17 protein-coding genes are annotated in these 18,168 nt (G+C 72.4%); 8 read left to right on the top strand and 9 right to left on the bottom strand.

All coding sequences use genetic code 11. From position 1 onward, the window contains the following. Window positions 1–247 precede the first annotated feature (247 nt). Window positions 248–1,258 (bottom strand): SGNH/GDSL hydrolase family protein, encoded by a 1,011-nt coding sequence (locus ACZ3IJ_RS17930; RefSeq protein ID WP_467469692.1) that lies wholly within the window; start codon window positions 1,256–1,258, stop codon window positions 248–250. Window positions 1,259–1,377: 119 nt separating this feature from the next. On the opposite strand from ACZ3IJ_RS17930, the gene ACZ3IJ_RS17925 reads away from it, so the two are divergent. Continuing rightward, the gene (locus ACZ3IJ_RS17925) at window positions 1,378–2,778 is read left to right on the top strand and encodes a cystathionine beta-synthase (RefSeq protein ID WP_467469222.1); all 1,401 of its coding nucleotides are present in this window, start codon (window positions 1,378–1,380) and stop codon (window positions 2,776–2,778) included. 512 nt (window positions 2,779–3,290) lie between these two features. Here ACZ3IJ_RS17925 and ACZ3IJ_RS17920 read toward each other — a convergent pair. Then, entirely contained in the window at window positions 3,291–3,716 is a 426-nt protein-coding gene (locus ACZ3IJ_RS17920; RefSeq protein WP_467469220.1) for a hypothetical protein, read from the bottom strand. 119 nt (window positions 3,717–3,835) lie between these two features. Between ACZ3IJ_RS17920 and ACZ3IJ_RS17915 the strand changes: the two genes are divergently transcribed. Further along, a complete protein-coding gene (locus ACZ3IJ_RS17915) occupies window positions 3,836–4,675 on the top strand; it encodes a MurR/RpiR family transcriptional regulator (RefSeq protein ID WP_467469218.1) in 840 nt (279 codons plus the stop codon). A 15-nt stretch (window positions 4,676–4,690) separates the two neighbouring features. On the opposite strand, the gene ACZ3IJ_RS17910 is transcribed toward ACZ3IJ_RS17915, so the two are convergent. The 7 genes from ACZ3IJ_RS17910 to ACZ3IJ_RS17880 form a co-directional block, all read right to left on the bottom strand. Next, window positions 4,691–5,062, bottom strand: coding sequence for a hypothetical protein (locus ACZ3IJ_RS17910; RefSeq protein WP_467469216.1), 372 nt, complete (start codon window positions 5,060–5,062; stop codon window positions 4,691–4,693). A 117-nt stretch (window positions 5,063–5,179) separates the two neighbouring features. Continuing rightward, window positions 5,180–5,626: a roadblock/LC7 domain-containing protein gene (locus ACZ3IJ_RS17905; protein ID WP_391801040.1), complete on the bottom strand. Its 447-nt coding sequence runs from the start codon at window positions 5,624–5,626 to the stop codon at window positions 5,180–5,182. Then, a complete protein-coding gene (locus tag ACZ3IJ_RS17900) occupies window positions 5,626–6,384 on the bottom strand; it encodes a transcriptional regulator (RefSeq protein WP_467469214.1) in 759 nt (252 codons plus the stop codon). Before ACZ3IJ_RS17900 ends, ACZ3IJ_RS17905 begins: the two co-directional genes overlap by 1 nt. Next, a complete protein-coding gene (locus tag ACZ3IJ_RS17895) occupies window positions 6,381–6,923 on the bottom strand; it encodes a hypothetical protein (protein WP_467469212.1) in 543 nt (180 codons plus the stop codon). Before ACZ3IJ_RS17895 ends, ACZ3IJ_RS17900 begins: the two co-directional genes overlap by 4 nt. A gap of 189 nt (window positions 6,924–7,112) precedes the next feature. Continuing rightward, window positions 7,113–8,486 carry an APC family permease gene (locus tag ACZ3IJ_RS17890; protein ID WP_467469210.1) on the bottom strand — a complete coding sequence of 458 codons (1,374 nt, stop codon included), beginning with the start codon at window positions 8,484–8,486 and terminating at the stop codon, window positions 7,113–7,115. 102 nt (window positions 8,487–8,588) lie between these two features. After that, window positions 8,589–9,053: an SRPBCC family protein gene (locus tag ACZ3IJ_RS17885; RefSeq protein ID WP_391801044.1), complete on the bottom strand. Its 465-nt coding sequence runs from the start codon at window positions 9,051–9,053 to the stop codon at window positions 8,589–8,591. Between the two features lie 41 nt (window positions 9,054–9,094). Then, a complete protein-coding gene (locus ACZ3IJ_RS17880; RefSeq protein ID WP_467469207.1) occupies window positions 9,095–10,417 on the bottom strand; it encodes a type III PLP-dependent enzyme domain-containing protein in 1,323 nt (440 codons plus the stop codon). A gap of 101 nt (window positions 10,418–10,518) precedes the next feature. Here ACZ3IJ_RS17880 and hutU point away from each other — a divergent pair, with 101 nt between their 5' ends. From hutU to ACZ3IJ_RS17850, 6 genes are all read left to right on the top strand, one after another. Next, entirely contained in the window at window positions 10,519–12,198 is a 1,680-nt protein-coding gene (gene hutU, locus ACZ3IJ_RS17875; protein WP_467469205.1) for a urocanate hydratase, read from the top strand. Window positions 12,199–12,215: 17 nt separating this feature from the next. Next, a complete protein-coding gene (locus ACZ3IJ_RS17870) occupies window positions 12,216–13,406 on the top strand; it encodes an allantoate amidohydrolase (protein WP_467469690.1) in 1,191 nt (396 codons plus the stop codon). Beyond that, on the top strand, window positions 13,397–14,842 hold the full coding sequence (locus tag ACZ3IJ_RS17865) for a formimidoylglutamate deiminase (protein WP_467469203.1): 1,446 nt from the start codon (window positions 13,397–13,399) through the stop codon (window positions 14,840–14,842). The genes ACZ3IJ_RS17870 and ACZ3IJ_RS17865 overlap by 10 nt, the downstream gene beginning before the upstream one ends. 26 nt (window positions 14,843–14,868) lie before the next feature. Continuing rightward, on the top strand, window positions 14,869–16,116 hold the full coding sequence (hutI, locus tag ACZ3IJ_RS17860; RefSeq protein ID WP_352191959.1) for an imidazolonepropionase: 1,248 nt from the start codon (window positions 14,869–14,871) through the stop codon (window positions 16,114–16,116). A 72-nt stretch (window positions 16,117–16,188) separates the two neighbouring features. Next, entirely contained in the window at window positions 16,189–16,692 is a 504-nt protein-coding gene (locus ACZ3IJ_RS17855) for a GNAT family N-acetyltransferase (RefSeq protein ID WP_467469200.1), read from the top strand. 300 nt (window positions 16,693–16,992) lie between these two features. Beyond that, the gene (locus ACZ3IJ_RS17850) at window positions 16,993–18,147 is read left to right on the top strand and encodes a GNAT family N-acetyltransferase (RefSeq protein ID WP_467469198.1); all 1,155 of its coding nucleotides are present in this window, start codon (window positions 16,993–16,995) and stop codon (window positions 18,145–18,147) included. The last annotated feature ends 21 nt before the right edge of the window (window positions 18,148–18,168 follow it).

Here is an 18,168-nt window from a genome sequence, read left to right as displayed (position 1 = left end):
GAAAGGGAAGTTACCTGCACGTACGGCACGGGTCACCGCCCGGGCGGTGTGACGCGGACCTCTTTTCTAAGCGCCCGCTCAGCCCTCTGACGTCCATCTCCCCCGCACCACCCCTCCCCGAAACCCCCAGGGGGCCTCGCCGCCCGGTGAGGACCTCCCGGCCCGGCGGGGAGCGGGAAGGCCCTCACCGGGCCCGGCGGGAGCGGGGACGCCCCCTCGGGGGCCGGGGGCGGTCCTCCTCGGCCCCTCAGGGCCTGTGGGCCTCCTCCGGAGACGTGGCCGGATCCGGGGCCGAGGCCGGCTCCGCGAGGCGCCGCCGGCGGCGGTGCTTGAGCAGGGCCCAGGGCGCCCGCGCCCCCGTGACCTCCGTACCGGCCTCCCTCGCCGCCTCCGCCGCCGCCTTCGCTACCGGCAGCATGTCCTCGTGACGGTCCGGCTCCAGACGGTCGGTGTCCGGCCACACGCCGAGCACCGCGCACACCGTCGGCAGCACGGCCATCGCCGCCGTCGCGTACCCCTCCGCCGACGGGTGGTAGTTGTCCGCCCCGAACATCTCCCGCGGGTTCGCCGCGAACTCCGGGCCCAGCAGATCGCCCAGCGACACCGTCCGGCCGCCCTGCTCCACCACCACGATCGTCTGCGCCGCCGCCAGCTGCCGCGACACCCGGCGCGCCAGCCACCGCAGCGGCTGGTAGACCGGCTCGATCGTCCCGAGGTCCGGGCAGGTCCCCACGACCACCTCCGCCCCCGCCGTCCGCAGCCGCCGCACCGCCGCCGCGAGCAGCCGCACCGACTCCGTCGCCGGCATCCGGTGCGTGACGTCGTTCGCACCGATCATGATCACGCCCACGTCCGGCGGCCCCGACGGGGACGACAGCAGCAGCGACACCTGACGTTCCAGATCGTCCGAGCGCGCCCCCGGCAGGGCCACGTTCCGCAGCACCACCGGCCGCTCCGCCACCGCGGCCAGGCCCGAGGCCAGCAGCGCCCCCGGGGTCTGCCCCGAGCGCCGCACCCCCTGGCCCGCCGCCGTCGAATCACCCAGAAGGGCCAGCCTCAGAGGGACCGAGCCGGGATCCGAGGCCGCGAACGAGCGCCCGTACAGCCCGTCCGCCCCCGGCGGCAGGGGCGCCACCCCACCCCCCACGTTCCGCTTCGCCAGCTGCACCTCGGCCAGGAGAACGCCCACGGCCGCCGCACCGAGCAGCCCGATGCCGCCGCCTCCGTACGCCGCGCCCGCCGCGATCCGCCGTGCCACCCTCGCCCTCGACATGGGGGCAGTCACCTCCTTCAAGCCGTTCAGGATCTAACTGCCCCGTAACCCGCTCCGACTACGCATACGCTGGACGCACCATTACGGAGACCCCGGAGATTACGGTGCAATTCCACGACTCGATGATCAGCCTCGTCGGCAACACCCCGCTGGTGAAGCTCAACAACGTCTCGGCGGGAATCCAGGCGACCGTCCTGGCCAAGGTCGAGTACTTCAACCCCGGCGGCTCGGTCAAGGACCGCATCGCCCTGCGCATGATCGAATCGGCCGAGGAGAGCGGGGCGCTCAAGCCCGGCGGAACCATCGTCGAGCCCACATCCGGGAACACCGGTGTCGGTCTTGCGATCGTGGCCCAGCAGAAGGGCTACAAGTGCATCTTCGTCTGCCCCGACAAGGTGTCCACGGACAAGATCAACGTGCTGCGGGCGTACGGCGCCGAGGTCGTCGTCTGCCCCACCGCCGTCGACCCCGAGCACCCCGACTCGTACTACAACGTGTCCGACCGCCTCGTCCGTGAGACCCCGGGCGCCTGGAAGCCGGACCAGTACTCCAACCCGAACAACCCCCGCTCCCACTACGAGACCACCGGTCCCGAGCTGTGGGAGCAGACGGAGGGGAAGATCACCCACTTCGTCGCCGGCGTCGGCACCGGCGGCACCATCTCCGGCACCGGCAACTACCTCAAGGAGGTCTCCGGCGGCTCGGTGAAGGTGATCGGCGCCGACCCCGAGGGCTCCGTCTACTCCGGCGGCTCCGGCCGGCCGTACCTGGTCGAGGGCGTCGGTGAGGACTTCTGGCCCACCGCCTACGACCGGAACGTCGCCGACGCGATCGTTCCGGTGTCCGACAAGGACTCCTTCCAGATGACCCGCCGTCTCGCCAAGGAGGAGGGCCTGCTCGTCGGCGGCTCCTGCGGCATGGCGGTCGTGGCCGCGCTCGAGGTCGCCAAGGAGCTCGGCCCGGACGACGTCGTGGTCGTGCTGCTGCCGGACTCCGGCCGCGGCTACCTGTCCAAGATCTTCAACGACGAGTGGATGGCCGACTACGGCTTCCTGGAGGACACCTCCTCCGCCACCGTCGCCGACGTGCTGCGGCACAAGGAGGGCGTCATGCCCTCCCTCGTCCACATGCACCCGGAGGAGACGGTCGGCGAGGCCATCGAGGTGCTGCGGGAGTACGGCGTCTCGCAGATGCCGATCGTGAAGCCGGGCGCCGGTCACCCGGACGTCATGGCGGCGGAGGTCGTCGGCTCGGTCGTCGAACGAGAGCTCCTGGACGCGCTGTTCACCAAGCGGGCGTCCCTGGAGGACCCGCTGGAGCGCCACATGAGCGCGCCGCTGCCGCAGGTCGGCTCGGGCGAGCCCGTCGCCGACCTGATGTCCGTGCTCGGCGAGTCGGCGGACGCGGCGATCGTGCTGGTCGAGGGCAAGCCGACGGGTGTGGTCAGCCGGCAGGACCTGCTGGCGTTCCTGGCGAACGGCGGGGCGAAGGGCGTCGCGAAGTAGCGCGAAGCGTGATCGAGCGGGCGTTCGCGCAATCGGTACGAGCGCGACACGTACGCGCAGCACCCGCTTAACACGCGTCCGGCACATTGTTCCTTGTCGGCGTCGAGGACTACGGAGCGGCTCCCGGACCTCCTGACGACGCCTTCCGGACGCGAGACCGGCCCTGACCCGGGCCCGTGTCCCTCGCGGGGACCGCCGTCGTCCCGCCCCCCAGCGATGGGGGTGCGGCGGTCCCCGCGCACATCTCTTTCCGGGGCCGGGAGGTTCGGGCCCGGTCCCCGCGGTACTCGGGCCCGGTCCTTTGCGGTACTCGGCCCCGGTGCCTTGCGGTACTCGGGCCCGGTCCCTGCGGTACTCGGGCCCCGGTGCCTGCGGTACTCGGGCCCCGGTGCCTTGCGGTACTCGGGCCCGGTCCCCGCGGTACTCGGGCCCGGTGCCTTGCCGTACTCGGAAAACGGTCCCGTGCGGTACTCGGGCTCCGGCCCAGGGCTGCCCGCCCTCGCCGCGACGGGCTATCGGTCCTCATCGTCCTGGCGGCGCGCGAAGCGCCGTTCCAGGCCGCGGGTCGCGTGGACGAAGTTCACGCCGACGATGCCGATCCAGGCGACGATCAGGCCTTCGAGGTCCGCCTGGGTCACGGCGATCGCGGAGAGCGGGATCGCCAGGAGCAGCGAGATGATGCCGAAGCCGTAGCGCTCGCCGAAGCCCTCCGGGCCCGTGCCCGGCGGGCGGACGCCCCGGGCCGTCGCCACCTGCGCTTCGGCCGTGCGGCGGCGGACCTGGCGGTCGATCGTCGTCTCCAGGCTCTGTTCCACCTTGCCGAGGAAGGACTCGATGAGCGCGGCCTCGTACTCCGCGCCCAGCTCCCGCCGGACGTGCAGTGTGGCGTCCAGCTCGTTCTTCAACTCGTCGGTGCGGGCGGGGTCGCGGCTGTCCATACTCGTCACGGTAGGGAGCGTCGGCCCCACGTGTCAGTAGGGGTATCCCCCGCATTTCTTGCCCTCCTGCATATCTTCATGCAGAGTTCACGGTGAATGAATAGGCGGAAGGGGACGGCGTGAGCGACAGCCCGGCCGGACGGCTGCAGGCGCTCTTCGAGGGGCATCGGCTGACACCGACACAGCGGCGGATCGCGCACTGCATGGTGCGCCGCGCCGGCGACGTGGCGTTCCTGTCCAGCGTGGAGCTGGCCGACCTCGCCGGCGTCAGTCAGCCCTCCGTGACCCGGTTCGCCGTCGCTCTGGGCTTCGACGGCTACCCTGCCCTCCGCCGACATCTGCGCGAGGTCGCCCCCGCGGGGGAGGCCTCGGAGCAGGCCGGCGAGCACAACGAGTACCAGCAGGCCGTCCTCGCCGAGATCGAGAACCTGCGCCACCTCGCCGAGCTCCTCGCCGATCCCGCGCCCGTCGCCCGCGCAGGCCGGCTGCTCGCGGCCTCGCGGCCGCTGCCCGTCCTCGGGCTGCGGGCCGCCTCCTCGCAGGCGCGCGGCTTCGCGTACTTCGCCGCCAAGGTCCACCCCGACGTCCGCCTCCTCGACGAGGGCGGCTCGATGCTCACCGACCGGGTCGACGCGGCGGTACGGGCCGGGGCCACGGCCCTGCTCTGCTTCGCGCTGCCCCGACACCCCCGCGAGGTCGTCGAGGCCCTGGAGTACGCCCGGGGCGCCGGACTGACCGTGGTGACGGTCGCAGAGTCGGCGTTCGCGCCCGTCGCCGCCCACAGCGACCTGCTCATCCCGGCCGCCGTCGGCACCGGGCTCGCCTTCGACACGGCCTGCGCCCCGATGCTGCTCGGCCGCGTGCTCCTCGAAGCCATGGCGGACGAACTGCCCGACGCCCAGGCGCGCCTGGAGGAGTTCGACACCAAGGCGGCGGCTCGCGGCCTCTTCGTGGACTAGCGCCTGTCCTTCGGATCAGAGTTCCAGGTCGTTCTCCAGCTTCTTCAGCTGGTGACGCGCCATCGCCAGGTTCGCCCGGTCCTTGAACAGCGCCAGGTACAGGAACAGCCCGTTCTTTCCCCGCCCCTTCAGCAGACGGATGATGTGGTACTGCGTGCCGAGGGTGATCAGGATGTCCTCGATCTCGTCCTGGAGCCCCAGCATCTCCATCGTCCTGACCTTGGCGCGGACCACGTCCGTGTTGCCGGCCGCCGCCACGGTGAGGTCGAGGTCCTTGCCGCCGCCGATGGTGCCGAGCGCCATTCCGCTGGTGTAGTCGACCAGAGCGGCGCCGATGGAGCCTTCGATGGACGCGGCTTCCTTGAGGACGGTCTCGGTGTTCGCCATGGGTGTCGCACTTCCTTTTCCGGTTTCGGTTCTCGTTCGGTTTCGGTTCTTCGATCGGTCTTCGATCGGTCTTCAGGTCCGGTCGGGGCCGCTCAGGGGGCCGGTCCCGGGGCGCGGCTATGTCTGGTGCCGGTTCAGGTCCTTGCGCTCCAGCGCGCCGTCGACCAGCTCGCCTATCCGGGCACTGGACCGCCGCGCCTCGAGATGGAGCCGGCCCACGTTGATCCGGGGCTCGGCGAGCAGCGTGAGCACGGCGGAGCCGCCGGCCGCGTACGTGGCGACGTAACCGTTCTCGCCCCGGACGAGCAGCTCACGGAAGCCGCCCTGTCCGGTCGACTCGCACAGTCGCTGGGTCACGCCGAGGGCAGCCGCGGTCAGCGCGGCCACCCCCTCCGCCTCCGTGGAAGCGGTGTCATGGGCGAGCACCAGGCCGTCCGCGCTCGCCGCGAGCGCCCCGGTCAGCTGGGGCAGCCGGGCCCGCAGCCGTCTCAGCTCGCCGAGTACCTCGGCTTCTGCCGACATCAGTTGTCTCCTCTCGGCGCGCAGGCGCAGGGCACGCCTCATCACAGACTTGCCTCCAGGGCGTCGCGGAGCCGGCGCAGCAGGGTGATGTCCGGATCGGCCGCGACCTCGCCGACCCAGGCGGGTAAGGCGGGCGGTGCGGCTTCCACGGGGTCGGGCGGGGTCTCCACGAGGCCGGCGGCGGCGAGCCGGCGGACGTCGAGAAGCGTGTGGAAGGCCGGACGGCCCAGCCGGCGCGCGATGTCCGCGGGCGTACGTGTCCCGTCGGCCGCCGCGAGCAGCGCCCGCTGGCGCAGGCTCACCGTCTGCCCGGGGGCGGGGGTGCGGGCGACGACCGGGGCGGCGTCCACCGCCGCGTACGGCCAGACGCTGTCCAGCAGTTCGCGGCGGCGTACCGTCTCGCGCTCGACGGCCTCGGTCGAGACCGGGCGCACCGCTCCGAACCAGTGGGACACGCCGTAGCGGAAGCGGGTCGGGCCGGTGGCGGGGCCCAGGGCGAAGAACGCCGCGTCGAAGACCGCGCCGAGGTGACAGATCTCCAGCTCGCCGTCGTGCAGCCGGCCGCTCTCCACCAGGAACCTGCCGACCTCGCGGCGCGCCCCGGCCCGGTTGACGGCCTCGTCCCAGCGCTCGCGGGCCAGCCGTCCGCCGGCCGTCAGCAGGACGTCGAGTCCGGGGGCGGCCGGGCTCTCTGCGTGCACGACGCGGCCGTCGACGAGGTAGAGCGTTCCGTGGTCGCGCAGCAGGGCGCCGGTCGCGCGCTCGGCGGCCAGCCGGACGAGCATGGGGGAGACGGTCATCCGAGCACCAGCCTCTCGGCGAGGTCGCGGAGTCTGAGCCGGGCGAGCGCGAGGTTGCCGGTGTCCCGGTCCAGCCACACGTGCAGGAAGACGCTGCTGTCGAAGGCGGTGTCGACGAATCGCAGCACGTGATAGCCGCTGCGGGTGCTGACGATCAGATCCTCCACGGGCGGACCCTTGGTCAACCCGCCGTCTGAGGTGGCGGTTTCGGTACGCTGTCCCATGGCTGGGGCGGACGCCGCGGCCGCGGTTCCGGTCGCTGCCGGGGAGCCGGCCGTGCCGGTGCCCGGGAAGGTGGCCGGGTTCGCGCGCGGCGCCAGGACGACGGCCGTGGTCGGTGCGGCGACGCCGGCGAAGGAGTCGTACTCCGCCGCCGCGCGGGCCAGTTCGGCCGCCTCCGCCGCCGTGGTCTCGTGGTCGCCGACCGGCGACTCGCCCGCCGCGCCGAGGGCGAGCCCGCTGGTCCAGTCGACCAGCCAGGCTCCGCGCGCGCCTGGCAGGCTCATGGCCTCCAGCAGGCACTCGTCGATTCCGGGCACGCGGACTCCCCTCCCGATGCAGCGTGCGGGCGTACGGCAGTGACCGTGACGCTACTCAACGTTCCCGCCGGGGGGAGGAGTTCTGGCATTTTCCATCGGAACATGCCGCTCGCTTGCTTGAATTCGCCCCTGGGTCCGCGGCCGTCCTTCCCCAGGGGCCTCCGTGTGCCTCGGAAGGGCTGTCGCGCCTCAGTCCTCCCCGCGCACGCGCAGGACGGCCCTGTTCACCACCCACAGCCCGATCCCGATGGCGAGCAGGATGCCGGCCCGGACGTACACGTCCGCCGACCGGTCGGCGAGCGGGCTCGCCAGGATCAGGGCCGTGACGGCGCCGATGACCGGGAGCGCCGTCGGCGCACGGAAGTGGGCGTGGTCCACCCTGTCCCTGCGCAGCACCAGGACGGCGATGTTGACCACGGCGAAGACGCAGAGCAGGAGGAAGGCCGTGGTGTCGCCGAGACCCTCGATCTCGCCCGTGGCCACCAGGCCGATGGTCAGGACGGTCGCGAAGACGATGCCGGTGAGAGGGGTGCGGCGGTGCTTCAGGACCTTGCCCATCACGCGCGGCAGGACCCGTTCGTTGGCGAGGCCGTAGCAGAGCCGGGAGGCCATCATGATGTTGATGAGCGCGGAGTTCGTGACGGCGAAGAGGGCGATCAGCGCGAAGAGTTTCGGCGGGAAGTCGACCCCGCCGGCCTTCACGACCTCCAGGAGCGGCCCGCTGGAGCTCTCCAGGACCTCGTGGTCGACGAGGAGCGAGGAGACCAGGGCGACCAGGACGTAGACGGTGCCGGTGACGGCGACGCCGATGAAGATGGCCCGGGGGAAGGTGCGGACCGGATCCTGCGTCTCCTCCGCCATGTTGACGGAGTCCTCGAAGCCGACGAAGGCGAAGAAGCCGAGCGCGGTGGCCCCCAGCACGCTCGTGATCAGAGCGTATCCGCTGCCCGACGCCTCGAACTCGCCGAGCCGCGACGGCTCCCCGTCACCGCTCAGGACGGCCCAGGCCCCGATCCCGAGAATGATCAGCAGCCCCGTGACCTCCACGAGTGTGAGGACGACGTTCGTCTTCACGGACTCCGACACTCCGCGCAGGGCGAGACAGGCGAGGGCGAGGACGAAGACGATCGCGATGAGCGTGGCGGGGATCGCGTCCGTGAACTCCTGGAAGTAGTCCCCGCTGAAGGCGCGGGCCGCCGCGCTCGCGGAGGAGAGCCCCGAGCACATCACCATGAACGCGACGATGAAGGTGAGGAAGGGGACCTTGAACGCCTTCTGCGTGTAGAGCGCGGCGCCCGCCGCCTTCGGGTACTTGCCGACCAGCTCCACGTACGACGCGGCCGTCAGCAGCGCGACGACGAAACCGATCACGAAGGGCAGCCAGAGCGCACCGCCGACCTTGCCCGCGACCTTGCCGGTCGTCGCGTAGATCCCGGTGCCCAGAATGTCGCCGATCACGAAGAGGATCAGCAGCTTGGGCCCGATGGCGCGTTTGAGCGCGGGCTCCCCGGTCGTCCCGGACCGCTCGGCCGCGGGCTCGTCGGATCGTGATGTCGTGGTCATGGGCGCCTCTCGTCGTCGTCGAGAGAACGCCTGCCCGGGTGCCCGTCACCTGATGCCCGCCGCACTGTCACTCGTACGGGCGAACGTATGTGCGGACGAGGGTCAGTGGCGGCGCTCCACCGAGGCCGCCACGTCGTCCAGGTCCTTCGCGAGCGCCCGGCTCGCCGCCTTGGCGCCCAGGCCGCTCAGCAGCCTGGCGACGAACCCCAGGCGGTTCCCCTCGGCAGGGCCTCCCGAGAACGTCATCCGCACCACGGTCCCCCCGTCCCCCTCGGGGCGGAGCGCGATCTCGGAGACGTAGTGCATGCCGTGCGAGTCGGCCACCGTCACATAGCGGTCCGGCGCCTCGGCCTCGGTCACGGTCATCTCCTCCGTGGCCTGCTTGCCGAACATGGTCCGGGTCTCGCGCCAGCGTGTGCCGACGCCGAAGGTGCCCTCGGTGAGCACCTCGACCTTGTCCACGCCGCTGAGCATGCGCTCCATGCCCCGCAGGTCCGTCATCGCCTCCCAGACCGGTCCTGGGGGCGCCTGGATCCGGCGTTCGACGACGATGCTCTTCATGGCCATGGCTCCATGGAAGCACCGGGGTCCGACAGTCGCCTCCGTTGTCAGCCCAGGAGTGCGTCCGCGCTGTCGCCGCCCGCCTCGGCGACGATCTCGTCCATGCTCTGCGCGGGCCGCACGGTCGAGAACGAGACACCGCCGTCGCCGTCCTGGACCGTGAAGCCGTGGACCGCCGGCCGGGGCAGGCTGTTGTACGCGTAGTGGTGGGCGAAGTAGTACGCGCCGGTGTCAGGCACCGCCACGACGTCGTCCGGCCGCAGCAGCGGCAGCGGGCGCGCGGTGGCGAGCAGGTCCCCCGCGAAGCAGGCGGGTCCTGCGACGTCCTGGACGGTCTCCTCCCCGTCGTGGAGCCTGCCCTCGGCGTCGTAGGCGAGGACGCGCAGCGGCCAGGAGGCCGGGTCGTAGACGGTACGGGTGGCGACCTGGACCCCGGCGTGGGTCACCGCGATGGGGCGTCCGCCGGAGGTCTTGGTGTACTCGACGCGGGCGAGGATCGTGCCGTGCTTGGCGAGCAGCGAGCGGCCGAACTCGGTCACGAGCCCGTAGCGCCCGTCGAGGAGACCGGGCGCCGTCCGGGCGAGCAGCGCCGCGTACTCCGCGTAGGTCGGCGTCTCCTCGTCGGAGGCGAAGTTCACCGGCAGCCCGCCGCCGATGTCGACGGTGTCGATCTGCTGTCGGCCTGCCTTGGCGTTGATCTCCTCGGCCAGGTCGTACACGGCGGCGACGCCCTCGGCCATCAGCGAGAAGGGGACGCCCTGCGAGCCGGAGTGCGTGTGCAGCCGGGTCAGCCACGGCCGGTCGAGGTAGGCCTGGACGACGGCCTCCCGCGCGCCCTCGTCACGGAGGGCCACCCCGAACTTGGACGTGGCGGTCGCGGTCGACAGCGCTCCGATCGAACCGGCTCCGACCTGCGGGTTCACCCGGATCCCGATGGGCGAGGCGGTCGGCGCGGCGGCGATCAGCGCGTCGAGCCTGGCCAGCTCCTGGAGGTTGTCGGCGTTGACGGCGATCCCGAGCGCGAGGGCCTGGCGCAGTTCGGCGGGCGTCTTGGCCGGCGAGTCGAGCACGGTACGGGACGGCGCCACGCCGGCCGCGCGGGCGAGGGCCAGCTCGCCGGGGCTCGCGACCTCGGCGCCGAGGCCGCACGCGTCCAGCAGGCGCAGAACGGGCACGAGCGGGCAGGCCTTCACGGCGAAGGCGTGCAGGACGCGGGCGTCGGTGACGGCGGCGAAGGCGGAGACGAGGGCGGCGGCCGACGCGCGGATCCCGGCGGTGTCGAGGAGCGCGACGACCTGCCCGGAGGAGGGGGTGAGGAGACCCTGCTCGACGGCGGCGCGGACGGCCTGATCGCGACGGTGGGATGCCATGGATCCATAGGACCACCGGGACGGGGGGCGCCGCAGCTGTTGACTACAACTATTCATCAGGCCAGGATGTGAATAGTTACGTCACATCGGAGGAGGCACCCATGTCAGGACCCCGCCCCGTACGGGCCCCGCGCGGTACGGAACTGAGCACCCTGGGATGGCAGCAGGAGGCCGCCCTCCGGATGCTGCAGAACAATCTCGACCCCGAGGTCGCCGAGCACCCCGACAAGCTCGTCGTCTACGGCGGGACCGGGAAGGCCGCGCGTGACTGGCGCTCCTTCGACGCCATGGTGCGTACGCTGCGGACCCTGAAGCAGGACGAGACGATGCTCGTCCAGTCCGGCCGCCCGGTGGGCGTCATGCAGACGCACGAGTGGGCCCCGCGCGTACTCATCGCCAACTCCAACCTGGTCGGCGACTGGGCCAACTGGGAGGAGTTCCGGCGCCTGGAGCAGCTGGGACTGACCATGTACGGCCAGATGACGGCCGGTTCGTGGATCTACATCGGCACCCAGGGCATCCTCCAGGGCACCTACGAGACGTTCGCCGCCGTCGCCGCGAAGAAGTTCGGCGGCACGCTCGCGGGCACCATCACCCTCACCGCCGGCCTCGGCGGCATGGGCGGCGCCCAGCCGCTCGCCGTGACGATGAACGACGGCGTCGCGATCTGCATCGACGTCGACCCGCGCGCGATCGAGCGCCGCATCGAGCACCGCTACCTCGACGTGAAGGCCGACAGCCTCGCCCACGCGCTGGCGCTGGCCACCGAGGCGCGCGACGCCCGCCGCCCGCTCTCCATCGGCCTCCTCGGCAACGCCGCCGAACTGCTGCCGCAGATGCTCGCCGAGGGCGCCCCCATCGACATCGTGACCGACCAGACCTCGGCCCACGACCCGCTCTCCTACCTGCCGGTCGGCGTCGACTTCGACGACATGGCGAGCGCCGCCGCCAAGGACCCGGCGGGCTTCACCACCCGCGCCCGGGAGTCCATGGCCAGGCATGTCGAGGCCATGGTCGGCTTCATGGACGCCGGCGCCGAGGTCTTCGACTACGGAAACTCCATCCGCGGCGAGGCCCAGCTCGCGGGCTACGACCGCGCGTTCGCCTTCCCCGGCTTCGTTCCGGCCTACATCCGCCCGCTGTTCTGCGAGGGCAAGGGCCCGTTCCGCTGGGCCGCCCTCTCGGGCGAGGCCTCGGACATCGCCAAGACCGACAAGGCGATGCTCGAACTCTTCCCCGAGAACGAGTCCCTCCACCGCTGGATCAAGATGGCCGGCGAGCGGGTCCACTTCCAGGGCCTCCCGGCGCGCATCTGCTGGCTCGGCTACGGCGAGCGGGACCGCGCGGGCGAGCGCTTCAACGACATGGTGGCCTCCGGAGAGCTCGCCGCCCCGCTGGCCATCGGCCGCGACCACCTCGACTGCGGCTCGGTCGCCTCCCCGTACCGCGAGACCGAGGCCATGCTCGACGGCTCCGACGCGATCGCCGACTGGCCGCTGCTCAACGCCATGGTCAACGTCGCCTCCGGCGCCTCCTGGGTCTCGCTGCACCACGGCGGCGGCGTCGGCATGGGCCGCTCCATCCACGCGGGCCAGGTCACCGTCGCCGACGGCACGCCGCTGGCCGGCGAGAAGATCCGCCGCGTCCTCACCAACGACCCCGGCATGGGCGTCATCCGCCACGTCGACGCGGGCTACGACATCGCCGAGAACGTCGCCGACGAGAAGGCCGTACGCGTCCCGATGCGCGAGGGCGACGGCGTGGACGGTGTCTCCGCGTGAGCGAGACGTTCCACGCCATGTGGCGTTCGCTGCGGCCCATCGGCCGCAGCGACGCCTCGGGCGGCTACCGCCGCTACGCCTGGACCGGCGCCGACGCCGACTGCCGGCTCTGGTTCCGGATGCAGGCCGAGGCCCGCCGCCTGGACTACGTGGTCGACCGGAACGGCAACCAGTGGGCCTGGCTCGGCGACCCCGCGGCCGGTGACGCGGTCGTCACCGGCTCGCACCTGGACTCCGTGCCAGACGGCGGCGCCTTCGACGGCCCCCTCGGCGTCGTCTCCGCCTTCGCCGCGCTCGACGAACTCCGTTCCCGCGGCGTCCAGTTCAAGCGCCCCTTCGCCATCACCAACTTCGGCGACGAGGAAGGCGCCCGCTTCGGCCTCGCCTGCGTCGGCTCCCGCCTCACCGCGGGCCGGCTGACGAAGGAGCAGGCCCACGAGCTCCGCGACGCCGACGGGATCAGCCTCCCGCAGGCGATGGAGGCCGCGGGCCACGATCCGGACGCCATCGGTCCCGACCCCGAGCGCCTCGCCCGGATCGGCGCCTTCGTCGAGCTCCACGTCGAACAGGGCCGCGCCCTGGACCTGTCCGGCGACGCCGTCGGCATCGCGTCCGCGATCTGGCCGCACGGCCGCTGGCGGTACGACTTCGCGGGCGAGGCCAACCACGCCGGCACCACCCGCCTCGTCGACCGCCGCGACCCGATGCTCACCTACGCCGAGACCGTCCTCTCCGCCCGGCGCGAGGCCGAACTCGCGGGCGCCGTCGCCACCTTCGGCAAGATCGCCGTCGAGCCGAACGGCGTCAACGCCATCCCCTCCCTCGTCCGCGGCTGGCTCGACGCCCGCGCCGCCGACCAGGACGCCCTGGACGCCGTCATCGCCGGCATCGAGACGGCCTCCCGGGACCACGCGGCCCGCCACGGCATCGACCTCACGGTCGTACGGGAGTCCTTCACGCCCGTCGTCGAGTTCGCCCACGCCCTCCGGGACGAGATCGCCTCCGTCCTGGGAGAGAAGACCCCGGTCCTCGGCACGGGCGCCGGACACGACGCGGGCATTTTGTCCGAGTCGATCCCGACCGCCATGCTGTTCGTACGGAACCCCACGGGCGTCTCGCACTCCCCGGCCGAGTTCGCGGCCGAGGACGACTGCGTGGCCGGAGTGCTCGCGCTCGCCGACGTACTGGAAGGACTGGCGTGCAGGTGACGACGTACTGGCTGGAACACGCCTGGCTCGACACGAACGTCGAGCCCGGCGTGGTGCTGGAGGTCACGGACGGCCGGATCACGGCGGTCCGGACGGGAGCCGAGGCGGGGGCGGGAGCCGCCGCGGAGGCGACCGGGGGAGCGGGAGCCGGAGCCGGCGCGGAGAACGCCGCGCGGGCCGGCGCGGGGACGGGTGCCGGGGCGGGCGGCCTCGCCCCGCCGCCCGGCGCCGTCGTCCTGCGCGGACTGACGATCCCCGGCCTCGCCAACGCCCACTCGCACGCCTTCCACCGCGCCCTGCGCTCCACCGTCCAGGTCGGCTCCGGCACCTTCTGGACCTGGCGCGAGATCATGTACCAGGTCGCGTCCCGGCTGACCCCGGAGTCGTACCACGCGCTCGCGCGGGCGGTGTACGCGGAGATGGCGCTCGCCGGCATCACGGCCGTCGGCGAGTTCCACTACCTCCACCACGCCCCCGGCGGCACCCCGTACGCCGACCCCAACGCGATGGGCGAGGCCCTCGTCCAGGCGGCGGCCGACGCGGGCATCCGGATCACCCTCCTTGACACCGCGTACCTCTCCTCCGGCTTCGGCGCCGCCCCCGACCGCCACCAGCTCCGCTTCTCCGACGGCACGGCCGACGCCTGGGCGGAGCGCGTCTCCCAGCTGAAGGAGCGCGAGGGCGTACGCGTCGGGGCGGCGATTCACTCCGTACGCGCCGTCCCGGCCGACCAGCTGTCGACGGTGGCGAGCTGGGCGCACGAGCGGGGCGTACCGCTGCACGTCCATCTCTCCGAGCAGACGGCCGAGAACGACGCCTGCCTCGCCGCCCACGGCCGCACCCCGACCCAGCTCCTCGCCGACCACGGCGTCCTCGGCCCGCTGACGACAGGCGTCCACAACACCCACCTCACGGACGGGGACATCGCGCTCATCGGCTCGACGACGACGGGCACCTGCATGTGCCCGACGACCGAACGCGACCTCGCGGACGGCATCGGCCCGGCCGTCGCCCTCCAGCGCGCGGGCTCCCCGCTCTCGCTCGGCAGCGACAGCCACGCCGTCATCGACCTCCTGGAGGAGGCCCGGGCGATGGAGCTGAACGAACGCCTCCGCTCCCGCACGCGCGGCCACTGGACGGCCGCCGCGCTGCTGCGGGCCGCGACCGCCGACGGCCACGCGGCCCTCGGCTGGGGTCAGGCGGGCGCCCTGGAGGCCGGCGCGCTCGCCGACTTCACGACGATCGCCCTGGACTCCGTCAGGACAGCGGGACCGGTGCCGCGTCTGGCAGCCGAGACTGCGGTATTCGCAGCGTCGGCCGCGGATGTGCGGCACACGGTCGTGGGCGGCCGCCATGTCGTACGGGACGGGGTCCACCGGTCCGTACCGGACGTGCCCCGCGCCCTCGCGGACTCGATCGCCGCCCTGCGCGGCTGAAGCGGCTGAAGGAGAGATCTCTCATCATGAACACCGGCCCCGCGACGAGGAACAGCCCGGCGGCGACCTCCGCCCCCACGAGCGCGAACAGCGCCGTGGCGACGGCCGCGACCGCCATCGTCAACATCGCAAGCCTGGTCACCAACGATCCCTCCCTCGGTGATGGAACGCCCCTGGGTCTGATCCAGGACGCGGCCGTCGTCATCGAAGGCGACCGCGTCGTCTGGGTCGGTGGATCAAGCAAAGCACCCGCCACTGACAACCGGGTCGACGCCGGTGGCAGGGCCGTGATCCCGGGATTCGTGGACTCCCACTCGCACCTCGTCTTCGCGGGCGACCGCACGGCGGAGTTCAACGCGCGGATGTCGGGCCAGGCGTACAAGGCGGGCGGCATCCGCACGACGGTCGCGGCGACGCGCGCGGCGAGCGACGAGGCCCTCTCGGCGAACGTCGCCCGCTACCTGCGCGAGGCCCTCGCCCAAGGGACGACGACCTTCGAGACCAAGTCCGGCTACGGACTGACGGTCGAGGACGAGGCGCGCGCGCTGCGCATCGCCGCCGCGCACACCGACGAGGTCACCTACCTCGGCGCGCACATCGTCGCGCCGGAGTACGCCGACGACCCGGCCGCTTACGTGGACCTCGTCACGGGCGACATGCTCGACGCCTGTGCCCCGTACGCCCGTTGGGTGGACGTCTTCTGCGAGAAGGGCGCGTTCGACGGGGACCAGGCGCGGGCGATCCTCACGGCCGGCAAGGCGCGGGGTCTCCACCCCCGGGTGCACGCGAACCAGCTCTCGTACGGCCCCGGTGTCCAGCTGGCGGTGGAGCTGGACGCGGCGAGCGCGGACCACTGCACGCACCTGACGGACGCCGACGTGGACGCCCTGGCGCAGTCGTCGACGGTCGCGACGCTGCTCCCGGGCGCGGAGTTCTCCACCCGCGCCGAGTGGCCGAACGCCCGCCGCCTGCTGGACGCGGGCGCGACGGTGGCCCTGTCCACCGACTGCAACCCGGGCTCGTCCTTCACCTCGTCCGTGCCGTTCTGCATCGCGCTGGCGGTACGGGACATGGGCATGACCCCGGACGAGGCGGTCTGGTCGGCCACGGCGGGCGGCGCGGCGGCCCTCCGCCGCGCGGACGTCGGCCACCTCACCCCCGGCTCCGCCGCGGACCTCACGATCCTGGACGCCCCGTCCCACGTCCACCTGGCCTACCGCCCGGGCGTCCCCCTGGTGACGGAGGTCTGGCGCCGGGGTACGCGCGTGATCTGACGACGAGGGCCTGGCGGTACGCGGGGAAAATCCAGGGGAGCGGACGGTCACGCACTGCTACCGTCGGGCGCCATGAGCTGGCTTCCCGATGACTTCGTCCACCCCGTCCTGGTGCCGCTGCCGGGCGGTGGTCATCACCTGCGGCCGATCCGGGAGGCGGACACCCCGCTCGACTATCCGGCTGTGATGGGTTCGCGCGAGCGGCTGTGGACCGTCTTCGGCCCGGCCTGGGGCTGGCCCGCGGCCACCATGACCTACGAGGCCGACCGGGCCGACCTGTTGCGGCACGAGAAGGAGATCGCCGCGCACCAGTCCTTCAACTACGCGCTGTTCGACGCGGCGGAGACGGTTCTGCTCGGCTGTGTCTACATCGACCCGCCGGAGAAGGCCGGCGCGGACGGCGAGATCTCCTGGTGGGTGGTGGACGAGCTGGTGGGCGGCGAGATCGAGCAGGCCCTCGATACGCTGGTGCCGCAGTGGATCGCCGCCGACTGGCCGTTCGAGCGGCCGCGCTTCCTCGGCCGTGAGATCTCCTGGTCGGACTGGCTCGCCCTGCCGCAGCACCCCGGCACGTAAGCGGTCGTTGCCGGTGCCTGCCTTGTTCCAGGGGCGGTGTGGACGGCCGTAGGGACTTGACCAGCAGTGTTCTCGTCGGTTCGCAGAGGCGGAAGGCGCCCGCGCCGGGTCGTTCGTGGCCGGGTCGTGTTCCGTCGCGATCCAGGTACTCACGTGGCCGCACCTGACCGTCCCAATGGTCGCTTGATCACCATGAATTCCCCTCAGTCACAGATAGGTCGAGTGCCCTGTCCCGGAGGGTTTTCGACCGGTACCGTCCTGTAGCGGCAGGACTCAGGGGGGAAGACCGGGGGGTCGGAGTTGAGCGCTGTCCGTCATCAGGCTGTCCGCGAACAGGGCGGTGGCCGCAGGCAGTTCGTGCAGATCGTGAAGCCGGGGGAGCTGACCGACCGCGAGGACGAGGCGTGGCGGGAGTTACGGGGGAAGTGCGGGGCACCCGATAACCCGTTCATGGGACCCGAGTTCACGCGGGCCGTCGCCGAGGTGCGGCCCCGCGTACGGGTGGCCGTCTGGTGGGAGGACGGGGAGCCCGTCGGCTTCTTCCCGTACGAGAAGCGGTCGTTGGGGCGCGGACGGGCCGTCGGGCTCGGGGTCTCCGACTGCCAGGGCGCCGTCACCCGTCCCGGTCTCGCGCCCTCGCCCCGCGCGCTGCTGCGCGTCTGCGGGCTCTCCGCCTGGGAGTTCGACAATTTGGAAGCCGGGCAGGCCGCCTTCCTCGGCGAGAGCGCCGAGTCGTTCGGTTCGCCCGTGATCGACGTCGGCGAGGGCTACACCGCGTACGAGGAGGTCCTGCGCGCCCAGTCGCCCAAGTTCCTCAGGACCACCCTCGCCAAGGAGCGCCGCCTCGGCCGCCAGGTCGGCCCCACGCGGTTCGTCTTCGACGAGCGTGATCCGGCCGCCCTGCGCACCCTCATGGCGTGGAAGTCCGCCCAGTACCGCAGGACCGGCCGGCGTGACCGCTTCGCCAAGGAGTGGATCAACACCCTCGTGCGACACCTGCACGAGCTGCGCGCACCCGGCTGCTCCGGTGTCCTGTCCGTGCTCTACGCCGGCGACCGGCCCGTCGCCGCCCACTTCGGGCTGCGCTCCCGCACGGTCCTCTCCTGCTGGTTCCCGTCCTACGACCCCGAGTTCGCGAAGTACTCACCCGGTCTCGTCCTCCACCTGCGGATGGCCGAGGCCGCCGCCGCGGCCGGGATCGGGATGCTCGATCTCGGGCGCGGCGACGCCGAGTACAAGGACGCGCTGAAGACCGGCGAACTCACCGTGTACGAAGGGTCGGTGACCCTCCCGGGGTTACGCGCCGGGCTGTACCGGCTCTCCCGCGAGCCCTCCCGCCGGGCCCACGGCTTCGTACGCAACCGGCCGGCGCTCGCCGCGCGCGGCCGCCGCACCCTCAACCGGATCGCCCGCCTCCGCGGCAGCGGTAGCGGCCGCGGCACCGGCCGGTCCTGAGCCGACGACGGGGACACGCAG

The sequence above is a fragment of the Streptomyces sp. NPDC013317 genome (genome assembly GCF_055563155.1).
This window is presented reverse-complemented; position numbering and strand designations above follow the sequence as displayed.

Coding starts and splice junctions, on each gene's coding strand:
- ACZ3IJ_RS17905 (WP_391801040.1), bottom strand. CDS start 5,626: ATGAGGCGTGCCCTGCGCCTGCGCGCCGAGAGGAGACAACTGATGTCG.
- ACZ3IJ_RS17900 (WP_467469214.1), bottom strand. CDS start 6,384: ATGACCGTCTCCCCCATGCTCGTCCGGCTGGCCGCCGAGCGCGCGACC.
- ACZ3IJ_RS17885 (WP_391801044.1), bottom strand. CDS start 9,053: ATGGCCATGAAGAGCATCGTCGTCGAACGCCGGATCCAGGCGCCCCCA.
- ACZ3IJ_RS17855 (WP_467469200.1), top strand. CDS start 16,189: ATGAGCTGGCTTCCCGATGACTTCGTCCACCCCGTCCTGGTGCCGCTG.
- ACZ3IJ_RS17890 (WP_467469210.1), bottom strand. CDS start 8,486: ATGACCACGACATCACGATCCGACGAGCCCGCGGCCGAGCGGTCCGGG.
- ACZ3IJ_RS17920 (WP_467469220.1), bottom strand. CDS start 3,716: ATGGACAGCCGCGACCCCGCCCGCACCGACGAGTTGAAGAACGAGCTG.
- hutU (WP_467469205.1), top strand. CDS start 10,519: ATGTCAGGACCCCGCCCCGTACGGGCCCCGCGCGGTACGGAACTGAGC.
- hutI (WP_352191959.1), top strand. CDS start 14,869: ATGAACACCGGCCCCGCGACGAGGAACAGCCCGGCGGCGACCTCCGCC.
- ACZ3IJ_RS17880 (WP_467469207.1), bottom strand. CDS start 10,417: ATGGCATCCCACCGTCGCGATCAGGCCGTCCGCGCCGCCGTCGAGCAG.
- ACZ3IJ_RS17910 (WP_467469216.1), bottom strand. CDS start 5,062: ATGGCGAACACCGAGACCGTCCTCAAGGAAGCCGCGTCCATCGAAGGC.
- ACZ3IJ_RS17870 (WP_467469690.1), top strand. CDS start 12,216: ATGTGGCGTTCGCTGCGGCCCATCGGCCGCAGCGACGCCTCGGGCGGC.